General features: G+C 72.3%; 12 protein-coding genes. 3 read left to right on the top strand and 9 right to left on the bottom strand.

All coding sequences use genetic code 11. The annotated features are described in order from the left end of the window. Positions 1-54: 54 nt before the first annotated feature. Both H297_RS0123970 and H297_RS0123965 read right to left on the bottom strand, forming a co-directional pair. Entirely contained in the window at positions 55-1,035 is a 981-nt protein-coding gene (locus H297_RS0123970; RefSeq protein ID WP_027739132.1) for an ABC transporter permease, read from the bottom strand. A gap of 77 nt (positions 1,036-1,112) precedes the next feature. Further along, positions 1,113-2,708, bottom strand: a complete 1,596-nt coding sequence (locus H297_RS0123965) for an ABC transporter substrate-binding protein (protein WP_027739131.1) — start codon at positions 2,706-2,708, stop codon at positions 1,113-1,115. A 223-nt stretch (positions 2,709-2,931) separates the two neighbouring features. Between H297_RS0123965 and H297_RS0123960 the strand changes: the two genes are divergently transcribed. Both H297_RS0123960 and H297_RS38085 read left to right on the top strand, forming a co-directional pair. Next, positions 2,932-3,753, top strand: coding sequence for an SAM-dependent methyltransferase (locus H297_RS0123960; protein ID WP_027739130.1), 822 nt, complete (start codon positions 2,932-2,934; stop codon positions 3,751-3,753). An 83-nt stretch (positions 3,754-3,836) separates the two neighbouring features. Next, positions 3,837-5,936: a GGDEF and EAL domain-containing protein gene (locus H297_RS38085; RefSeq protein WP_158693729.1), complete on the top strand. Its 2,100-nt coding sequence runs from the start codon at positions 3,837-3,839 to the stop codon at positions 5,934-5,936. A 42-nt stretch (positions 5,937-5,978) separates the two neighbouring features. On the opposite strand, the gene H297_RS0123950 is transcribed toward H297_RS38085, so the two are convergent. From H297_RS0123950 to H297_RS0123930, 5 genes are all read right to left on the bottom strand, one after another. Continuing rightward, the gene (locus tag H297_RS0123950) at positions 5,979-6,932 is read right to left on the bottom strand and encodes an alpha/beta hydrolase (protein WP_027739129.1); all 954 of its coding nucleotides are present in this window, start codon (positions 6,930-6,932) and stop codon (positions 5,979-5,981) included. 52 nt (positions 6,933-6,984) lie between these two features. Further along, positions 6,985-10,161 (bottom strand): beta-galactosidase, LacZ type, encoded by a 3,177-nt coding sequence (lacZ, locus tag H297_RS0123945; RefSeq protein ID WP_027739128.1) that lies wholly within the window; start codon positions 10,159-10,161, stop codon positions 6,985-6,987. A gap of 152 nt (positions 10,162-10,313) precedes the next feature. Continuing rightward, complete coding sequence (locus H297_RS0123940) at positions 10,314-10,673, bottom strand: roadblock/LC7 domain-containing protein (RefSeq protein WP_027739127.1); 360 nt, start codon at positions 10,671-10,673, stop codon at positions 10,314-10,316. A 30-nt stretch (positions 10,674-10,703) separates the two neighbouring features. After that, positions 10,704-12,899, bottom strand: coding sequence for an ATP-binding protein (locus H297_RS43800; RefSeq protein WP_051352123.1), 2,196 nt, complete (start codon positions 12,897-12,899; stop codon positions 10,704-10,706). Between the two features lie 435 nt (positions 12,900-13,334). Then, positions 13,335-14,039, bottom strand: coding sequence for an alpha-ketoglutarate-dependent dioxygenase AlkB (locus H297_RS0123930; RefSeq protein ID WP_027739126.1), 705 nt, complete (start codon positions 14,037-14,039; stop codon positions 13,335-13,337). Between the two features lie 129 nt (positions 14,040-14,168). On the opposite strand from H297_RS0123930, the gene H297_RS0123925 reads away from it, so the two are divergent. Then, positions 14,169-14,963, top strand: a complete 795-nt coding sequence (locus H297_RS0123925; RefSeq protein WP_027739125.1) for a tyrosine-protein phosphatase — start codon at positions 14,169-14,171, stop codon at positions 14,961-14,963. 195 nt (positions 14,964-15,158) lie between these two features. On the opposite strand, the gene H297_RS0123920 is transcribed toward H297_RS0123925, so the two are convergent. Then, positions 15,159-16,541, bottom strand: coding sequence for a class-III pyridoxal-phosphate-dependent aminotransferase (locus H297_RS0123920; protein WP_027739124.1), 1,383 nt, complete (start codon positions 16,539-16,541; stop codon positions 15,159-15,161). After that, positions 16,538-18,353 (bottom strand): 1-deoxy-D-xylulose-5-phosphate synthase (gene dxs / locus H297_RS38075; protein WP_106959690.1); only part of this gene is annotated, 1,816 nt, incomplete at its 5' end. The genes dxs and H297_RS0123920, both read right to left, overlap by 4 nt.

The following is an 18,353-nucleotide window of genomic DNA, read 5'->3' as shown; positions in this document are numbered from 1 at the left end:
GCCCGCGGCGGACCGCGCGGGGTGCGGCGGCGGTACCGAGCGCGGTGGCGGCAGTCACATCTCCTCCAGGGCCACGCGTGGGTCGGCCAGTCCGTACAGCAGGTCGGCGAGGAGGTTGCCCGCCAGCACCGCGACCGTCGCCAGCGTGGTGAGGGCCGCCAGCAGCGGGAAGTCGGCGGCGGTGGCGGCCTTGACGGTGGCCGAGGCGATGCCGGGCCAGCTGAAGACGGTCTCCACCAGCAGGGCGCCGGTGATGAGTTCGGGGATGCGCGAGCCGATGAGCGTCAGCACGGGCAGCAGCCCGGAGCGCAGCGCGTGCCCCAGCAGGACGGTGCGCTCGGCCAGGCCCCGGGCGCGGGCGCCGCGCACCGCGTCCTCCTCCAGCGCGTCGCCGACCCCCTGACGTACGTAGAGCAGGAACCACGGCACCTGCGAGACGCCCAGCACCACTGCGGGCAGGGCGAGGTGGCGCAGCAGGCCGCCCGCGGTGACGACGTCGCTGCCGCTGTCGGTGAGCCCGCCGGCCGGCAGGACGCCGAGCCGCACGGCGAACAGCCAGATGCCCAGCAACCCGAGCCAGAACGGCGGTGCCGCCTCCAGCGTGTAGGCAAGCGAGGTGACCGTCCGGTCGAACACTCCGCCCCTGCGGCGGGCGGCGGTGACGCCGAGGACGGTGCCGGCCAGCAGGGCGAGGGCGAAGCCGACCGCGCACAGCAGCAGCGACCAGCCCAGGCGCTCGCCGATGACCTGCGCGACGGGTTGCCGCAGCGAGGTGGCCTCGCCCAGGTCGCCCCCGAGCGCGTCGGTCAGCCAGTCCCACCACCGTTGCCAGAAGGGCCCGTCGACGTGCAGGTTGGCGCGCAACTGGTCGAGCGTCTTCTGGGAGGCGCTGAGCCCGGCGGCGCCCGCGTACTGCTGGACCGGGTCGAAGGGGGAGGCGGCGGCGACCGCGAAGACGCCGAAGGTGACCGCGGCCAGCACGGGCACGGCGGCCAGCAGCCGCCGCCCCGTCAGCCGGGCGGCCGGCCCCCACAGGGCCCGTCGCCCGGTGCGCTGCCGCGCGGCCGGTGCGGGCTCGGCGGGCGTGGTGGGCACCGCCGTGTTCGTTCGGGTCACTTCTTCGGCTGCCAGTCCTGCACGTCCCACCAGGGGCCGGCGCCGATGCCGTGGTCGTGCGGCTCGACCTGGGTGGTCAGCCCCTGCCACTTGTCATCGACGACATAGACGTGGTCGATGGTGGTCAGGAAGGTGTATCCGGGGTTCTTCGCCACGGCTCGCTGGACCTTGGCGTAGGCGGCCTTGCGGTCCTCGGAGTCGCGGCTGCGGCGGGCGGCGTCCAGCTGTTCGTCGACGGTCTTGTCGTGGTAGTAGGCCAGGTTGTTCCAGCCGTTGCCGGCCTGCGAGGAGTGCAGCGTCGGGTAGAGGTCGAAGTCGGGGTCGGCGGGGAAGCCGTTGCCCAGCAGCATCGCGTCGTGCTCGACCTTGGGCCGGACGACCTCGCGGCTGCCGGCCTGGACGTGGACGTCGATGCCGGCCTTCTTGGCGTCGGAGGCGTAGGCCAGGGCGTGGTCCTGGCGGAGTTTGTCGCCGGAGAAGTACCAGAGCGTGAAGGCTGCCCGCTTGCCGCCCTTGCGGCGGATGCCGTCCTTTCCGGGCTTCCAGCCCGCCTTGTCGAGGATCGTCTTCGCCCGGTCCAGGTCGTGCGGGCGTGCGGTGCCCTTGGCGAACCAGGGGCTGTCGGTGGGCAGCGGGCCGTAGGCGGGCTTGCCGGCGCCGTTGAGGACGGACTTCACCATCGCCTTGCGGTCCACGGCCAGGTCGAGGGCGCGGCGGACCGCCTTGTCGCCGGTCACCGGGTTGTCGCTGGGCAGTGTGACGGCGCGGTAGTCGGCTGTCTGGGCCCTGAAGGTGCGCTTGTCCTCGTCCTTCTCGTAGGACTTGGCGAGGTTCGGCGGGAGGATTGCACCGTCCAGGTCGCCGGAGCGCAGCCGGGTGGCGCGCACGTCGTCGTCCTCGATGACCGCGACGGTGAAGCGCTCGACCTTCGGCTTGCGGCCCCAGTAGTGCGGGTTGGCCTTGAAGCTGAGCTTCTCGCCCTTGCGCCAGCTCGTCAGGGCGTACGGCCCGGTGCCGACGGGCTTCGTGTTGTAGGAGCCGGTGTTGACGTCGGTACGGGAGGCGGCGGCCTGCGAGGCGATGGGCAGGACGGTGCGCTCGGCGAAGGGCGCGTAGGGGTACTTGAGGTGGAAGACGACCCGGTGCCTGCCCTGGGCCTCGACGCTCTTGACGGCGTCGAGTTCGCTCCTGGAGGCGTTGTTGGTCTTCTTGTCGAGGATCGTCTCGTAGGTGTAGACGACGTCCCGTGAGGTGAAGGGCTTCCCGTCGCTGAAGCTGACGCTCTTGCGCAGGTCGTAGGTGTAGGTCCGGCCGTCCTCGCTCACCTTCGGCAGCCGGGCGGCGAGGGCGGGCTTCAGGTGCATCCGGGCGTCGTGGGTGAGGAGGCCGTCGAATATCTTCGAGTTGCCCTCCTTGCCGTAGCCGAGCAACGGGCTCAGAGTCTCCGGCTCCTGGGCGACGCCGACCGTGACCGCGTCCGTGCCGCCGCCGGAGCCGTCCCCGCCACCGGGGGCGGAGCATGCCGCACCCGACGCGAGGACGACGGCGGCCGTGGCCATCGCGCCGGCTGTCCGTACCGTCCGGGCAGTCATCTGTGGCACACTCCTTGTTAAACATCCCACGTTCTTGCAAACAGCTCGCAATTAAATCATGCCGGGGTTCACTATGCCCCGATACCTCCCGGCCACGTTCGTGCGGCCCGGGCAAGATCCAGCCCCAGTAACGCTGTTTCCTTCCGTGTGCCGCCGCTCGGTCGTTAGCCTCATGGGCCCGACCGGAACCCACCGGTGAACGCAGCGAGCTGGAGACCCCTCGATGGAACGTCCCGCCTGGGCCCCCCACGGCATCGACCTCGCGGTGCCGAGTGTGTCGCGGATGTACGACTACTACCTCGGCGGCTCGCACAACTTCGAGGTCGACCGCGAGGCGGCGCGGCAGGCGATCCAGGCGTGGCCCGGACTCCCGAAGATCATGCAGAGCAACCGCGCGTTCCTGCGCCGCGCCATCCGCTTCGCGGCCGACCAGGGCGTGACCCAGTTCCTGGACATCGGCTCGGGCATCCCCACCTTCGGCAACGTCCACGAGGTGGCCCACGCCCTCGACAGGGAGGCCCGCGTGGTCTACGTCGACAACGACCCGGTGGCCGTCGCCCACAGCCGGGCGGTCCTCAAGGACGAGGACCGCGTCGGCATCGTGTCGGCGGACTTCCGCTCGCCGCAGGACATCCTGGAGGCGCCCGAGGTGGAGGAACTCCTCGACCTGGAGCGCCCCGTCGCCCTCATGCTGGTGGCGCTGCTGCACTTCGTCGAGGACCGTGACGAGCCGCACAAGTGCCTCGCCGAGCTGTCCCGCCACCTGGCACCCGGCAGCCTGCTGGTGCTCTCCCACGGCTCCCCCGAGGGCGGACCGCGGCGGGACGGCGGAGCCGGCCTCCAGGAGGTCTACAGCAGCGCCGACGCCCCTTTGGTGTTCCGGCCGAAAGAGGACGTCCAGCGGTTCTTCGAGGGGTTCGAGATGGTCGACCCCGGGCTGGTGTCGGCGCCGCTGTGGCGCCCCGACGGGCCGCCGGAGCACGAGGACGCCGCCGTCTTCGGCGGTTTCGCCGGGGTCGGGCGCAAGGCGGGCAGCGCCGCGTGACCTCCAAGGACGAGCGCGAGGAGCGGACCGACGGTGGCGCGGCCGGTACGGACGGCGCAAACGGGCCGCGCCGGTTCGCACGGATCTGGAGCCGCGCCGTCTTCCCGGCGACCCAGACGTCGCTGACCCGCGCCGAGTTGGAGGACTTCCTCCACCCGCTGGCCGTCCGGCTGGGCGAGGCCCTGCACGCCCAGCCGTTCACCCCCGCGGCCGGGCGCGAGGTCGGCCGGGCGCTGGTGGACGAGGCGCACTGCACCAGCCCTGATGCGCTGCCGCACATCCTCGGCGTCGTCGAGTCCTACCTGGTGCTCTACGCGGCCGAGCTCGGCCCGGCCCCCGGCGCCCCGGGCGCGCTCGGCGTGGACGAGACCCGTTCCCGCTGCTCCCGGCTTCAGCACGCGCTCGCCGCGGGGTTCGCCTTCGCCGTGCGGGAGCGCACTCTGGCCGAGCAGGAGGCGCTCTCACGGGCCGCGCTGGCCGCGCAGACCGCCGTGGAGGAGGCCCTGCACGCCTCCGAGACCCGCTTCCGCGCGGTGTTCAAGGACGCCACCCTCGGCATCGGCATCGCCGACATGAACGGCCGGCTGCGGGACGCCAACGGGGCGCTGGCCCGGATGTTCGGGCGCTCCGAGGAGGAGATGCGGCGCCGCAACATCAACGACTGGGTGCATCCGGACGACGCCCCGGAGGTGTGGCGACTGCACCGTGAGCTGGCCGCGGGACGGCGCGACCACTTCCGCGTGGAGAAGCCCTACCAGCGTCCCGACGGGACCGTGCTGTGGACCAACCTGACCGTCTCGCTGCTGCGCGACGCCGAGGGGGAGCCCCGGTACCAGCTGGCGCTGATGGAGGACATCACCGAGCGCCGCCTGCTGCACCTGCGGCTGCGCTACGAGGCCACCCACGACGAGCTGACGGGGCTGCCCAACCGCACGCTGTTCGCCGAGCGCCTGGACCGCATCCTGACGCCGGGCGGCGGGATGAGCCGCTTCGGGCTGTGCTACCTGGACATCGACGGCTTCAAGGCCGTCAACGACAGCCTGGGGCACGCGGTCGGCGACCAGTTGCTGGTGGCGGTCGCCGAGCGGCTGCACTCCTGCACCACGGCGCCCGCCCACCTGGTGGCGCGGATCGGCGGCGACGAGTTCGTCGTGCTGATGTCGGACCCGGAGGACACCGAAGAGGTCACCTGCCTGGCGCGCTCCCTGCTGGCGGCGCTGGCCACACCGATCAGCGTCGAGGGGCGGGAGCTGTCCGTGCGGGCCAGCATCGGCATCGTCGAGGGGGCCTCCGGATCGCTGGAGCCCGCCGAGGTGCTGCGCAGCGCGGACATCACCATGTACCGGGCCAAGGACGCGGGCGGCAACCGGTTCGCGCTGGCCGACCCGGACTCCGAGGCCCGCGCCATCGACCGGCACAGCCTCACCAACCACCTGCCCCGGGCGCTGGAGCGCGACGAGTTCTTCCTGGAGTATCAGCCGCTGATCCGGATGAGCGACGGCCGGGTGGACGGCGCCGAGGCGCTGGTGCGCTGGCGGCACCCGGTGCACGGGCGGCTGGGCCCCGACCGCTTCATCCCGCTGGCCGAGCACACCGGTCTCATCGTGCCGCTGGGCCGTTGGGTGCTGCAGCAGGCCGTCTCGCAGGCCTGCACCTGGGCGGGTGGCCGGCCGATGCGCGTCAACGTCAACCTTTCTCCCCGGCAGTTGCACCACCCGGACCTGGTGCCGGACATCGTGGCGGTGCTGGAGTCCGCCGGGGTGGCGCCGTCCTCGCTCTGCCTGGAGGTGACCGAGTCGGCGCTGATCAGTGCGGACGAGGACGAGTTGAAGCCGCTGTGGCAACTGGCGGACCTGGGCGTGGACATCGCCCTGGACGACTTCGGGACCGGCTACTCGAACCTGGCCAACCTGCGCAAGCTGCCGGCCACCACGCTGAAGCTGGACCGGTCCTTCACCCAGGGCCTCCAGCGCCACCCCGCCGACCCGGTGGACCTCACGTTCGTGGAGGGCATCGTCTCGCTCGCGCACGCGCTCGGCCTGGCCGTGACCGTCGAGGGCGTGGAGACGGAGAGCCAGGCCGAGCAGCTGCGGCAGCTGGGCTGCGACACGGCGCAGGGCTGGTACTACGCGCGCCCGTCCTCGCCCGGGGACTTCGCCAGGTCCTGGGCGCGCGGGGCCTGACCGGCCGACAGGCGGGCGTCGGCTGCCCCGGTTCTCAGCGCGTCAGCTGCCGGGGCGGTACCGGGGCGCCACGTCCAGGTGGCTCTCGAACCACTCCAGCAGGTCGGCCCTGACCTGCTCGCGGTCGGTCTCGTTGAGGATCTCGTGCCGCGCGCCCTCGTACACGCGCCGGCTCACGTCGTGCGAGCCCAGGTAGTGGAAGTCCTCCAGCAGTTCGGCCACGAGGGTCAGGCGCTGGTGGCAGGGGTCCAGTTCGCCCACCGCGATGTGGACGGGCAGCTCGCGCGGGATGCGGCGGAACTGCTCCGGATCGTTGATCTTGCGGTTGGCCAGCACCCAGTCCAGGGACAAACCCGCGCTGAAGGAGAAGCCGCAGCGCTCGTCCTCGGCGTAGGCGTCCACCTCGGCCTCGTCCCGGGAGAGCCACTCGTAACCGGTGCGGTGCGGAAAGGGGTCGTTGAACGAGGCGAACAGCTCGGCGGTGAACGCGGACGGTGCGTCTCGCCCCTGCTCGGCGATCTCCTGCTCCAGCCGCCGCACGGCGCTGTCGATCTCGCAGCCGGGAAGCGAACGGAAGGTGCCCGAGAGCACCAGCCCGGAGAGGCGGCCCCCGTACTCCTGGGCGTAGTCCCGGGCCAACTGGGAGCCCATGCTGTGCCCGAGGAGGAAGAACGGGATGTCGGAGGGCAGGTGGGCACGCGCCCGGTCACCGACCTCCTTCAGGTCGGTGACCGTGGCGCGCCAGCCCTCCGCACCGACGGCGCCGTAGCCGCCGGTGAACTGCGCCGTCGCCCCGTGCCCCCGGTGGTCGGAGGCGACGACGGCGTAGCCGTTGCGGTTCAGGAAGCGGGCGAAGGCCTCGTAGCGCAGGGCGTGTTCGGCCGCGCCGTGGGCGAGCTGCACGAGCGCCCGGACGTCCCCCTGGGGCAGCCAGGTGAAGGTCGCCACCCGGGTTCCGTCCGCCACGGTCGTGAAGTCGTCCCGCCGTTCCGTCACGTCTCGTCCCTTCCCCGCTCACCTGTACCGTCTGCCGTCTGAGCGCCGTGCGTCACACGGCGCGCAGGCGGTAACCGTAGCGGTAGGTGCGGTCGGCGTGAAGGAGGTACTGCTCCAGTGGCGCCGCTCCCCAGGAGTCGTTGCCGCCCAGCCCCATCTGGCGGTGGTTGACGCCCAGCACCGTCTCCTTGCGGGGCTTCAGCTCGTACGGGTGCCGGGGGCCGTCCAGGTCGGCGGGCGTGTACCGCAGCGCGCTCAGCTCCAGGTGCTCGCCCGGCTCGGTGCTCACGCGCAGCCCTGTCCCGTCCTTGCCGCTCAGCTCGCCCCACCGCACGCCGGTGACGTTGCCGCACTGCTGCGGCCGTACGTAAGCGGTGTACTGCTCCTCCACGGTGGAGCGGTACCGTCCCACGAACGCGCCCCTCCTGCGGTCCCAGTAGTTCTCCTGCGGCCCGCGGCCGTACCAGGTGAAGGCCGACCGGCCCCCGGGCAGGGTGAGCAGCGCGCCGACCATGGGCAGGTCGGGCAGGTTCTTGCCGGGCTCCAGGGTGTGCGTGACGCGGACCTCGCCGTCGCCGCGCACCGTGAAGACGGTGGTGTACGCGGAGGTGGCCGGCGAGGTCGGCAGGGTGGCGCGGACCTCGATGGTGACGACGGAGCGGTTCTCGCGCGCCACCTTCACCTCGTCCGTGGTGCGCCGCGCACCCGCCTCCTTCCAGGTGGCGGCGGTCTTGTGGAAGTCCCGTCCGATGTCGTTGTCGGTGGGCCCGCGCCAGAAGTTGGGCACCGGCCCCGCGGAGACCAGAACCGCTCCCTGGTGCCGGAAGTCGGTGAGCGTCCCGCTGTCCTTGTCCAGGGTGAGGGAGAAGTCCCGGCCGGTGACGGTGATCTGCTTACCGCTCTCCTCGTACTCGACGGGCGGCAGCGTCTCGTCCCCGGGTTCCTCGGGCGCCGGGGCCTGCCAGGCCGTCAGCGGGAGCTGCTCGGCCGCCACCACGTGTCCGGCCTTCGCCCACGGGGTGCGGCGGCGCAGGACGAGGGAGAGCACCAGCCAGTACTCGGCACCGGGCACGGGCTTGCCCGGGCGTTTCAGCGGCAGGTGCACCGTGCCCGTCGACCCCGGCTCGGCCGCGGGGGGCCGCACGGTGCCGTACTGCTGCCGCTCGCCGTCCCGGGTGACCTCCCAGCGCAGGTCGTAGGCGTCGAGCCGGGTGAACAACTGCTTGTTGGCGATCTTCACCTCGCCCTCGGCCGCTCGCTCGCCCGCGAAGGAGAAGCGCTGGTAGACGTGCTTGACCTCGGCCAGCTCCGGCTCCGGGCTGCGGTCGGAGCGGACGACCCCGTTGCAGCAGAAGATGCCGTCGGTGGGGTAGCCCTCCACCCAGTCGCCGCCGTAGGAGGAATAGGTGCGCGAGGGGTCGCCCGGCACCGGCTTGCGGATCGTCTGGTCGACCCAGTCCCAGATGAAGCCGCCGTGCAGGTTGGGGTACTTCTCGAAGACGTCCCAGTACTCCTGGAGGTTGCCCGTGCTGTTGCCCATGGAGTGGGCGTACTCGCACAGCAGGAACGGCTTCGGGTTGCCCGACCTGCCGTACTCCTCGACGTCCGAGGGCGGGGAGTACATCCGGCTCTCCACGTCGGCGACCGCGCTCATGCCCTCGTAGTGCACGGGGCGGCTCGCGTCGCGCTCGTGGATCCAGTCGGCCATCGTGGCGAAGTTGTCGCCGCTGCCTGCCTCGTTGCCGAGCGACCACATGACCACGCAGGGGTGGTTCTTGTCGCGTTCGACCATGCTGCGCGCCCGGTCCACACAGGCGTCGGTCCACTCCGGGAGGGAGGCGGGCAGGGTGTCGCGGACGCCGTGGGTCTCCAGGTTGGCCTCGTCCACCACGTAGAGCCCCAGTTCGTCGCAGAGCTCCAGCCAGCGCGGCGCGTTGGGGTAGTGCGAGGTGCGGACGGCGTTGATGTTGTGCTGCTTCATCAGCTCGATGTCGCGCCGCATCGTCTCCTCGGGCACCGCCTGCCCGTGCACCGGGTCCGACTCGTGCCGGTTGGTGCCCGCGAGGACGAGCGGCTTGCCGTTGATCTCCAGCCTGCCGGATCCGAAGGTCAGCCTCCGGAAACCGCACCGCACCCGGTGGGTCTCGGTCCGCTTCCCGTCGGGCCCTTCGACAGTCAGGACGAGGGTGTGGAGCGCGGGGCTCTCCGCGGACCACAGCTTCGGGCGGTGCACCGTACCGGTCAGGTCCACCTCCGCGACGCCGCCCGCGGGAGGCCGGACGGTACCGGTGAGGGGACCGGTATCGACCTGGTGCCCGTCCGCGCCGTGGAGGACAGCCGTGACAGTGTGCGCTTCCCCTGCCGTGTCGGTGGTGTTGCGTACCCGGGTGCGGACGGTCAGCTCCGCCTCGGTGAAGGCGTCGTCGAGTGCGGTGCGCACCTCCACGTCGTCGAGGTGGACGCGGGGCACCGAGTACAGGTAGACGTCGCGGAAGATGCCGGACAGATCGATCATGTCCTGGTCCTCCAGCCAACTGCCGTCCGACCAGCGGTGGACCTGGACGGCCAGGGTGTTGTCACCCTCGCGCAGGTGTGCGCCGATGTCGAACTCGGCCGGGGTGTAGCTGTCCTCGCTGTAGCCCACCTGCCGGCCGTTCACCCACACGAAGAAGGCGGACTTGACGCCCTGGAAGGAGAGCAGGGTGCGTCTGCCGTTCCAGTCCCCCGGCACGGTGAAGGTGCGTCGGTAGGAGCCGACCGGATTGAACTCCTTGGGCACCGCGGGCGGCTCCGGCTCCTCGTAACCGACCCACGGGTAGCGGATGTTGAGGTAGATGGGCTCCCGGTAGCCGTGCATCTCCCAGTTGGCGGGGACTGGCAGGCGGTCCCAGTCGCCGTCGTCGAAGTCGGGGCGGTGGAAGCCCTCGGGACGCTTGTCGGGGTTCTCGGCCCAGTGGAAGCGCCATGTGCCGTTCAGTGACCGGTAGTAGGGCGAACGATTCCGCTCGCCGCGCAGCGCGGACCTCGTGTCGCGGTAGGGGATGAGGGCCGCGCGCGCCGGTTCGCGGCCGACTTCGAAGACCGTGGGATCGCCGTCCCACTCCTGTCCGTCGGCGCGTCCCCGTCCGGCGGCGAAGGCCGCCTTCTGCTCCCTGAGGGCGGCATAACCCGCCAGAGCGCCGCCACTTGCCGTCAGAAAACTCCGTCGTGCCCATGACTTGGCTGCCATAACCCACAAGACACCACAGGGGGCGAAGCAGAAACAACGGTTCCGCACAGCTTCTTTCACCGTCGCCCGGGACACGGCAACAGCGCGCCGGAGCGCAGAGAGCGCAGAAAGCGCAGAAAGCGCAGAAAGCGCAGAAAGCGCGACCGCGACGGTCACGACAAGCCGGACTGCCGTGCGGGCGTGACCGGCAGCGGACCGACCTGCTTGACGAGCACGGCCATCTCGTACCCCAGCACAGCGGCATCCGCCTCCCGCCGGGCCGGCGCCGCAAGGCACATCCCCTGCCCGGCCCGTGAGACGCACAGCAGCGACTGGCCGAGCTCCACCACCACCTGCCGCACCCCGCCGCTGTCCGCCATCCGCATCCCGAGGCTCCGGGCCGGCGCGTACAGCGCCGAGGAGAGCGCCGCCATATGGTCAGCGGTGTCCGGCTCCAGCCCGTCCGCGGACAGCAACAGGGCGCTGCTCGCACGCGGTACGCGCTGCACCAGCGCCGCCAGCAGCCACGACAGGTCGGTGGCGCTGCCCGCGGGGCCGGGGCCTCACTCACCATGGTCACGCTCTTCTCCTCGGTCCGGCGGCGGAGATCCACCCGCCGGACCGTCGACGCCGTGCGCGGGAGTGCCGCTCCGGCGGAAGGCGGCCATCAGCCCGGGATCGCGCGGGGTCCCGCCGTGGGCATCCTCGGGCCGTGGCGGGGACTCGCGCGCTTCGGCCCCCGCCCGAGCCTGCCGCTGCCGTCTGGGCAACGGCGGGCGCCCCGCCTCCCCTTCGGCCGCGTCCGTGCCCTCGCCGCTCGCCGGGTACGCACCGCGCCCCCGGCCGCGCGCCTGCTGTGCCGACGCTGCCGGACGGCGCGCCTGCGACGCGCGCCCCGCCCGGTCACGGGCGCCCTTGCCGCGATGGCCGGTCCCGCCCGCGGGACCGGCGGCCGCGTTCGTGGGGCGGTCGGTCGCGTTCGAGGGGCGCTCCCCCGGTTCGGCGGGCCGGGAGGCCGAATCCGCGGGAGGGGAAGCCGGATCCGTGAGGTGACCCGCCACGTCCGCGGGAGGCGTTGCCGGATCCGCGGGGTGGGAGGCCGGTTCCGTGAGGTGACCCGCCAGGTCCGCTGAACGGGTCGCCGGGTCCGTGGAGTGCGACGGCGTCGGCGGAGCGGGGGTGGCGGGCCCCCGTGAGGTGCCCCGCGCACGCGAGCGGGGTCGCGGGTCACCCGGGAAGGCGGGTCCGGGGGCGTCCCCGTCCGGGTCCCCGCCCCTGCCCACGTCCCCAGGTCCGCCGCCCTGCCGGGCGGACGGCGACCGATGCCCGGCATCCCCTGGACCGGCCCTCGCGACGGGCCCCTTCGTGGCAGGCTCCGAGGGGGCGCCGGGCACCGCGGGATCCGCGGTGGTGTCCCGCGTGACCGGGCCCGCGGCGGGGCTCGGCACTGCGGAACCCGCAACGGGGCCCTTCGTGGCGGAGCCCTTCGTGGCAGACCCCGCGAAGGGCGTTCCACCGGCCCCGCCGGTGCCGCCCCCGGCCGTACCGGCGGCCTCGGAGGTTCCGCCGCCCTGTCCGCCGGTCGGCAGTGTCCCGGAGCTCTCTCCCAGCGCCTGGCCGTCGCTCGCTGCCTCACCCAGCAGGCGGCGGGGCAGCACGGCCACGGCCTGCACTCCGCCGTAGATGTTGTGCTGGAGCTGGACAACGACACCGTGCCTCCGGGCGAGGGCGGCGACGACGTAGAGCCCGATACGGCCGTCCCGCACCAGCGCGGGCACGTCGATGTCCGTCGGTTCGGCGAGCACGGCGTTCAGTTGTTGCTGCTCGCCGGGGTTCATGCCCAGGCCCCGGTCCTCGATCTCGACCGCGAGCCCGGCCGTCACCAGTTGGGTGCGGACCAGTACATGGGTCTCCGGCGCGGAGAACACCGTGGCGTTCTCGATCAGTTCGGCCAGCAGGTGGATGACGTCGGCCACGGCGTGCCCGCGCACGGCGCCGTCGATGGGCGGGACCAGTTGCACCCTGGTGTAGTGCTCCACCTCCGCGATGGCGGAGCGCAGCACCTCCGACAGGGACACCGGACGGGTCCACCGGCGGTGGGCCACGGCGCCGCCGAGCACGGCGAGGTTCTCCGAGTGGCGCCGGATGCGGGTGGCGAGGTGGTCGACGTGGAAGACGCCCTTGAGCAGGTCGGGGTCCTCGACCTCGTGCTCCAGCTCGTCGATGCAGCGGATCTCCCGGTGGACCAGCGACTGGAGGCGGCGGGCGAGGCTGACGAAGACCTCCATCTTCTCCGCGCCTCCGCCGCCGGAACGCCCCGTCAGCGCGGCCGCTTCCGCGACGGCGGCCTCTGCCCCGCACTGGGCGAGCGCGGCCTGGTAGGCGAGCAGGTCGAGGCCGTCACCGTCCGGCTCACCCTGCGGGGCACGGGTACGCGCCACGGGTCGCTCCCCGTGGCGTAATGCCCAGAGCATGGAGCGGAGTTCGGCCTGACCGCGGAGGGTGGCCCGGCGCAGCGCGGCGCACCGCTCGGCGGTGCCGCGGGCCTCGGCGACGGCGAAGGCGGTCGCGGCGGCCAGGACGGTGCCCGCCACCACGGCGCCGACGGCCAGCACACCCCACAGTGGCGCGCCGAGGGAACCGGCGCCCTCGCAACTTCGCAGCAGCCAGGTGACGGTGGCGGCACCGGTGAGAGCGATCAGCCCGGCGGGCAGGACGGCGAGCCGGACGAGTCTGCGACGTACGGCGGCGTCGCCCACGCTCTCGCGGGGACCGCCGCCGCGTGAGGCGTCCCGCGCGCGGGGTTTGCCGTGCCGCCGTCGCCCGGCGCCGTGCCTGCCGGGAGGGCGGGGAGGACCGGGAGGGGGGACGACCAGCGAAGCGGAAGGGGAGGGTCCTGTTCCTCCCGGTGTCCGCACCGCGTTGCTCGGGGGTTCGGCCATGGGATCCTCGAAAGGAGTTGAGGTGTCAAGAAGAGGTGAGAAAGGTGACGGCGCCATGGTCACGCTAGCTCGCGCCCACGCTCCCATCTGACCCGAACGGGGCATTCGCCATGGCTCGCCAGCTCCCAACGAGTGAACCCGCCCGGCTTCCGCTTGACAGACCGCAATTCGCCCCAATACGCCCGCGCGGTCCGTCAGTTCACCGGAGATCCGGCCCGTCGGCGTACCGGCCCGCAGCCCCTCGGTACGCCCTCAGTACGCCCGCACCGTGACGTTGACGCGGCCCCGCAGCCCCAGCGCAGGCGGCGCCGAATCCGGTTCGGTGCGCGGCACCCCGTGGTAGGCCAGGCGTGCGGGCCCGCCGAAGACGAAGGCGTCACCGCTGCGCAGCGTCACGTCCTGCCACGGCTTGCCCCGCGAGACGGTGTTGCCGAAGCGGAAGACGCAGGTGTCTCCGAGGCTGAAGGAGACGACGGGCGCGTCCGTCCGCTCGTCGCTGTCGCGGTGCATGCCCATCCGGGCACCGGGACCGTAGAAGTTGACGAGTGCGATGTCGTACGGGGCGGCGCACCGCTCACCACCGGGCGCTTCTCCGTCCCCGCCGCTCGCCCGGCCTTCCTCCACCGACGCGGCGCGGGACACCCGGGTGGCGTCGTCCACGGCGGCCCTGGCCCACTCCCCCAGCCACCCGGGGAAGGGCTTCACCCGCTCCCCACCGCCGTCCACGACGGTCTCCGCGTACCCGTACGGGTACCAGTGCCGTCCCAGGCTGAGCTGCCGTACCGACATCTCGCCCCCGCCGGGCATCCGTACCGTCCGCAGCCCGGCCGGCGGCAGGGACCAGCGCCGGCACGCCGCCAGCAGCTCCTCCTGCGCCCCGTGGTCCAACCACCCGGGCAGGTGCACGGCGCCGGGGGCGACCTGGTGGGCCGGGCGGGGAAACAGCTCCTCACTCACGGTGCGAGCGTACGGCGAGCCGCCGCCGGACCGCCTGTCGCACGGGTCACCTCACGGGAAGTGATCGCCTCGGGCATCCATGTCGTATGGTCGAACGGACGGTCGTCTCAAGCGGTAGGGAGCGCACTCGTGACTCAGGAGTTCGCCGAAACGGTGCTGGCCGGCGTACGCAACTTCCGCGACGTCGGGGGGCTGCCCACGGCGGACGGACGGCGGGTCCGGCGTGGAGTGCTCTTCCGCAGCGGTCACCTGGCGCACGCGACCCCCGAGGACGCGGCCTTCCTGGGTGAACTGAAGCTGCACACCGTCTTCGACTTCCGCAACGCCGCCGACCGTAAGCTCGACGGCCCGGACATCACGCTGCCGGGGGTGCGCAACGTCAACATCCCGCTCTCCGACCCGGCCGACGGGGCCGAGTTCTGGAAGATGGTGCGGGAGGGCGAGCTGGAGCAGCTCCAGGCCATCCTCGGCGACGGACTGGGCGCCGAGCGCATGACGGCCTCCTACCGCACCATGATCACAGCCCGCACGGCCGAGCACAGCCGCATCCTGCACGCGCTCGCCGAGGACAGCGTGCCCGCGCTGATGCACTGCGCCGCCGGCAAGGACCGGGCGGGCCTCTCGGTGGCGATCACGCTGCTGGCCCTCGGCGTGGACCGCGACGCCATCGAGGCCGACTACCTGCTGTCCAACGACCCGCACCGTCGGTACAAGGTGCACCGCAGTTCCGCTTCGAAGGCCGGGATGTCGCCCGAGGTGCTGGCGCTGCTGGCGCCGCTCTTCGACGCCCGCGCCGCCTACCTGCACGCGGCCTTCACCATGATCGACGAGACCTGGGGCAGCGTGGAGACCTATCTGACCGAGGGCCTCGGTCTCGGTGAGGGGACCCGCACCAGGCTGCGGACCCGCATGCTGGAGGACTGAGCCCCGCGGACAGGAACGCGACCGGCTGCCCCGTCGGCTGCGCAGCCGACCCGCCCGTGAGACGGCGTCGCAGAAGGAACCCGGCGAAATGCCCGGCCCCCTGCGCGACAGTGAGCCGACGCGGTGCGGGCCGGGGACGCCTGCCCCGGCCCGCACCGCGCGCTTCCCGTACGGCTCAGCGGGTCCCGCTGCTGCTCACCGCGCCGCCACGGCCTGCTTGATCAGGGTGCGCCCGAAGTCCCACATGAGACCGCCCCCGTTGTGCGCGTCGTCCATGACCTGCGTGAAGGCGCTCACGAAACGGTCGACCTCGTCCTGCCCGACCACCAGTGGCGGGATGAGCTTGATGACTTCCAGGTGGTCACCGGAGACCTGGGTGAGGATGCGGTGCTTGTGCAGCAGCGGGACGACGACCATCTGCGCGAACAGGCCCTTGCGTGCTCTTTGCAGCATGGTCCAGCGGCTGCGCAGGCCCAGTGACCTGGGCTTGCCGAACTCGATGCCGATCATCAGCCCCCGGCCCCGCACCTCGTGCAGCAGCTCGTACTTCCCCACGAGGGCGGCGAGCCGGTCGCGCAACTCCGCACCGGTGCGGCGCGCGTTCTCGGTGAGGCCCTCGTCCTCCATCACGGCGAGGGTGGCGAGCCCGGCGGCCATGGCCTGCGCGTTGGCACCGAAACTCGCCGAGTGGACCAGCACGCGGTCCATGGAGGAGTAGACCTTCTTGAAGATCCACTCCTTGCCCAGGGTCGCCCCGACCGGCACATAGCCGCCCGAGAGCGACTTGGCCACGCACACCAGATCCGGGTCGACGCCGTCCTCGTGCTGGTAGGCGAAGAAGTCGCCGGTACGGCCGATTCCGGTCTGCACCTCGTCCACGATGAGCAGCGCGCCGTGCTTGTGCAGCAGCTCCCGCGCGGCCCGCAGGTACCCGGGCGGCGCCGCGTGCACCCCCTTTCCCTGGATGGGCTCGATCACCAGCGCCGCCACGTCCTTGTTCCGCAGCTCCCGCTCCAGCGCTTCCAGGTCTCCCAGCGGTACGGGCGTGTCGGGCAGCAGCGGTGCGAAGCCGTCACGGAAGCCGTCCTCCCCGTTGACGGAGAGGGAGCCGGTGGTCAGCCCGTGGAAGGCGTGGGCGCAGTACAGGATGCGGGGCCGTGCGGTGGCGTAGCGGGCGAACTTGAGCGCGGTCTCGACGGCCTCGGTACCGCTGTTGCCGAAGAAGACGCGGTCGAGCCCCGGCGCGTGGGCCAGCAGCTTCTCGGCCAGCAGACCCGGCAGCGGCTGGCAGTCGAACCGGGTGAGGTCGGCGAGCTGTGCGTCGAGCACGTCGTGCAGGGCCTGCTTGACGACGGGGTGGTGGCGGCCCAGCCCCATGACTCCGAACCCGGCGAGCATGTCCAGGTAGTCGTTGCCCTCGGCGTCGTAGAAGTAGGCGCCCTCGGCCCGCTCGTAGACCTTGTCGAAGCCGAGCGTGTGCAGCATGCGCGGAAGCTGGTGGTTGAGGTGGCGCGCGTGCAGTTCGTAGCGCTCCGCGCCCCGCTCAGCCAGCAGTTTCGTCAGGTCGAAGTCGCTCACGCCACGCTCCCCTCGCCGGTGTGTGCGGCGCCGGCCCGGGCGCGGCCGGGCCCGCTGCGGGCGCGCTGCCGTCGTCGGTGCTCCGCCTCGCGTTCCGCGGCCCGGTCCAGTACCTCACCGGTGCGCGCGGCGATACCCGTCGGCGACAGCCCCAGCTCGGCCAGGAGTTCGACCCGCTTGCCGTGCGGCAGGAAGCTCTCGGGCAGGCCCAGGGAACACAGCGGCACGTCCACCTCCGCGTCCCGCAATGCCTGGCCGACGGCGGAACCCACACCGCCCGTCCGCACGCCGTCCTCGACGACGGTGACCACCCGGTGCCGCTCCGCGAACCCCACCAGCGCCGGATCCACGGGCTTGACCCAGCGCGGGTCGGCCACCGTCACCCCGAGTCCCCGCGCGGCCAGCAGTGCGGCGGCCTCCAGGCAGGCGGGCACCATGGCACCGACGCCGACCAGCAGCACGTCCTCGCCCGCACCCTCACGGAGCACGTCCACGCCCCCGGTGCGCCGCAGCGCCTCGATGGGCTCGCCCACCTCGGCCTTGGGCAGCCGCAGCAGGGTCGGCGCGTCGGCCACTTCGAGTGCCTCCCGCAGTTCGTCGCGCAGCCGCTCGGCGTCGCGGGGTGCGGCGATCCGCAGCCCCGGGACGCACTGGAGGACGGACAGGTCCCACATGCCGTGGTGGGAGGCGCCGTCCGGGCCGGTGACACCGGCGCGGTCCAGGACGAAGGTGACGCCGCACCGGTGCAGGGCCACGTCCATCAGCAACTGGTCGAGGGCGCGGCCCAGGAAGGTGGCGTAGACGGCCACGACCGGGTGCAGCCCCCCGGTGGCCATGCCGGCGGCGGAGACGGTGGCATGCTGCTCGGCGATGCCCACGTCGTACACCCGGTCCGGGTAGGCCGCGGCGAAGGCGCCGAGACCGACCGGATGCAGCATGGCGGCGGTCACGGCGACCACGTCGGGCCGTTCGGCGCCGACCGCCACCATCTCCTGGCCGAACACCGAGGTCCAGGAGCGCCCGGTGGACGGCTCGACGGGCTCACCGGTGGCCGGGTCGATCCTGTTGACGGTGTGGAAGTGGTCGGCCTCGTCGGCGAGGGCGGGCCGGTACCCGCGGCCCTTCTCGGTGAGGCAGTGCACCAGCACCGGGCCGCCGAACCGCTTGGCCCGCTGCAGGGCGGACTCGACGGCGGCGATGTCGTGCCCGTCGATGGGACCGACGTACTTCAGGCCCAGGTCCTCGAACATGCCCTGCGGCGCGATGAAGTCCTTGAGGCCCTTCTTGGCACCGTGCAGCGTCTCGTAGAGGGGCTTGCCGACGACCGGGGTGCGGTTGAGGACGTCCTTGCCCCGGGCGAGGAAGCGCTCGTAGCCGTCGGTGGTGCGCAGGGTGGCCAGGTGGTCGGCCAGCCCGCCGATGGTGGGCGAGTAGGAGCGCTCGTTGTCGTTGACGACGACGACCAGCGGCCGGTCCTTGGCAGCGGCGATGTTGTTCAGCGCCTCCCAGGCCATACCGCCGGTCAGCGCACCGTCACCGATGACGGCCACCACATGGTCGCCCCGGCCCTGCACCTCGTTGGCCTTGGCCAGCCCGTCGGCCCAGCCCAGCACGGTGGAGGCGTGACTGTTCTCGATGACGTCGTGCGCCGACTCGGCCCGCGACGGGTAGCCCGACAGGCCCCCCTTGGCACGGAGCCGGGAGAAGTCCTGCCGCCCCGTGAGCAGCTTGTGCACATAGGACTGGTGCCCGGTGTCGAAGAGGACCTTGTCCTTGGGGGAGTCGAAGACCCGGTGCAGGGCGAGGGTCAGC

Source organism: Streptomyces sp. CNT360, from assembly GCF_000424785.1.
This window is presented reverse-complemented; position numbering and strand designations above follow the sequence as displayed.

Excerpts from the sequence above, each read along its gene's own strand:
- H297_RS0123965 (WP_027739131.1), bottom strand. The coding sequence starts at position 2,708 with ATGACTGCCCGGACGGTACGGACAGCCGGCGCGATGGCCACGGCCGCC.
- lacZ (WP_027739128.1), bottom strand. The coding sequence starts at position 10,161 with ATGGCAGCCAAGTCATGGGCACGACGGAGTTTTCTGACGGCAAGTGGC.
- H297_RS0123960 (WP_027739130.1), top strand. The coding sequence starts at position 2,932 with ATGGAACGTCCCGCCTGGGCCCCCCACGGCATCGACCTCGCGGTGCCG.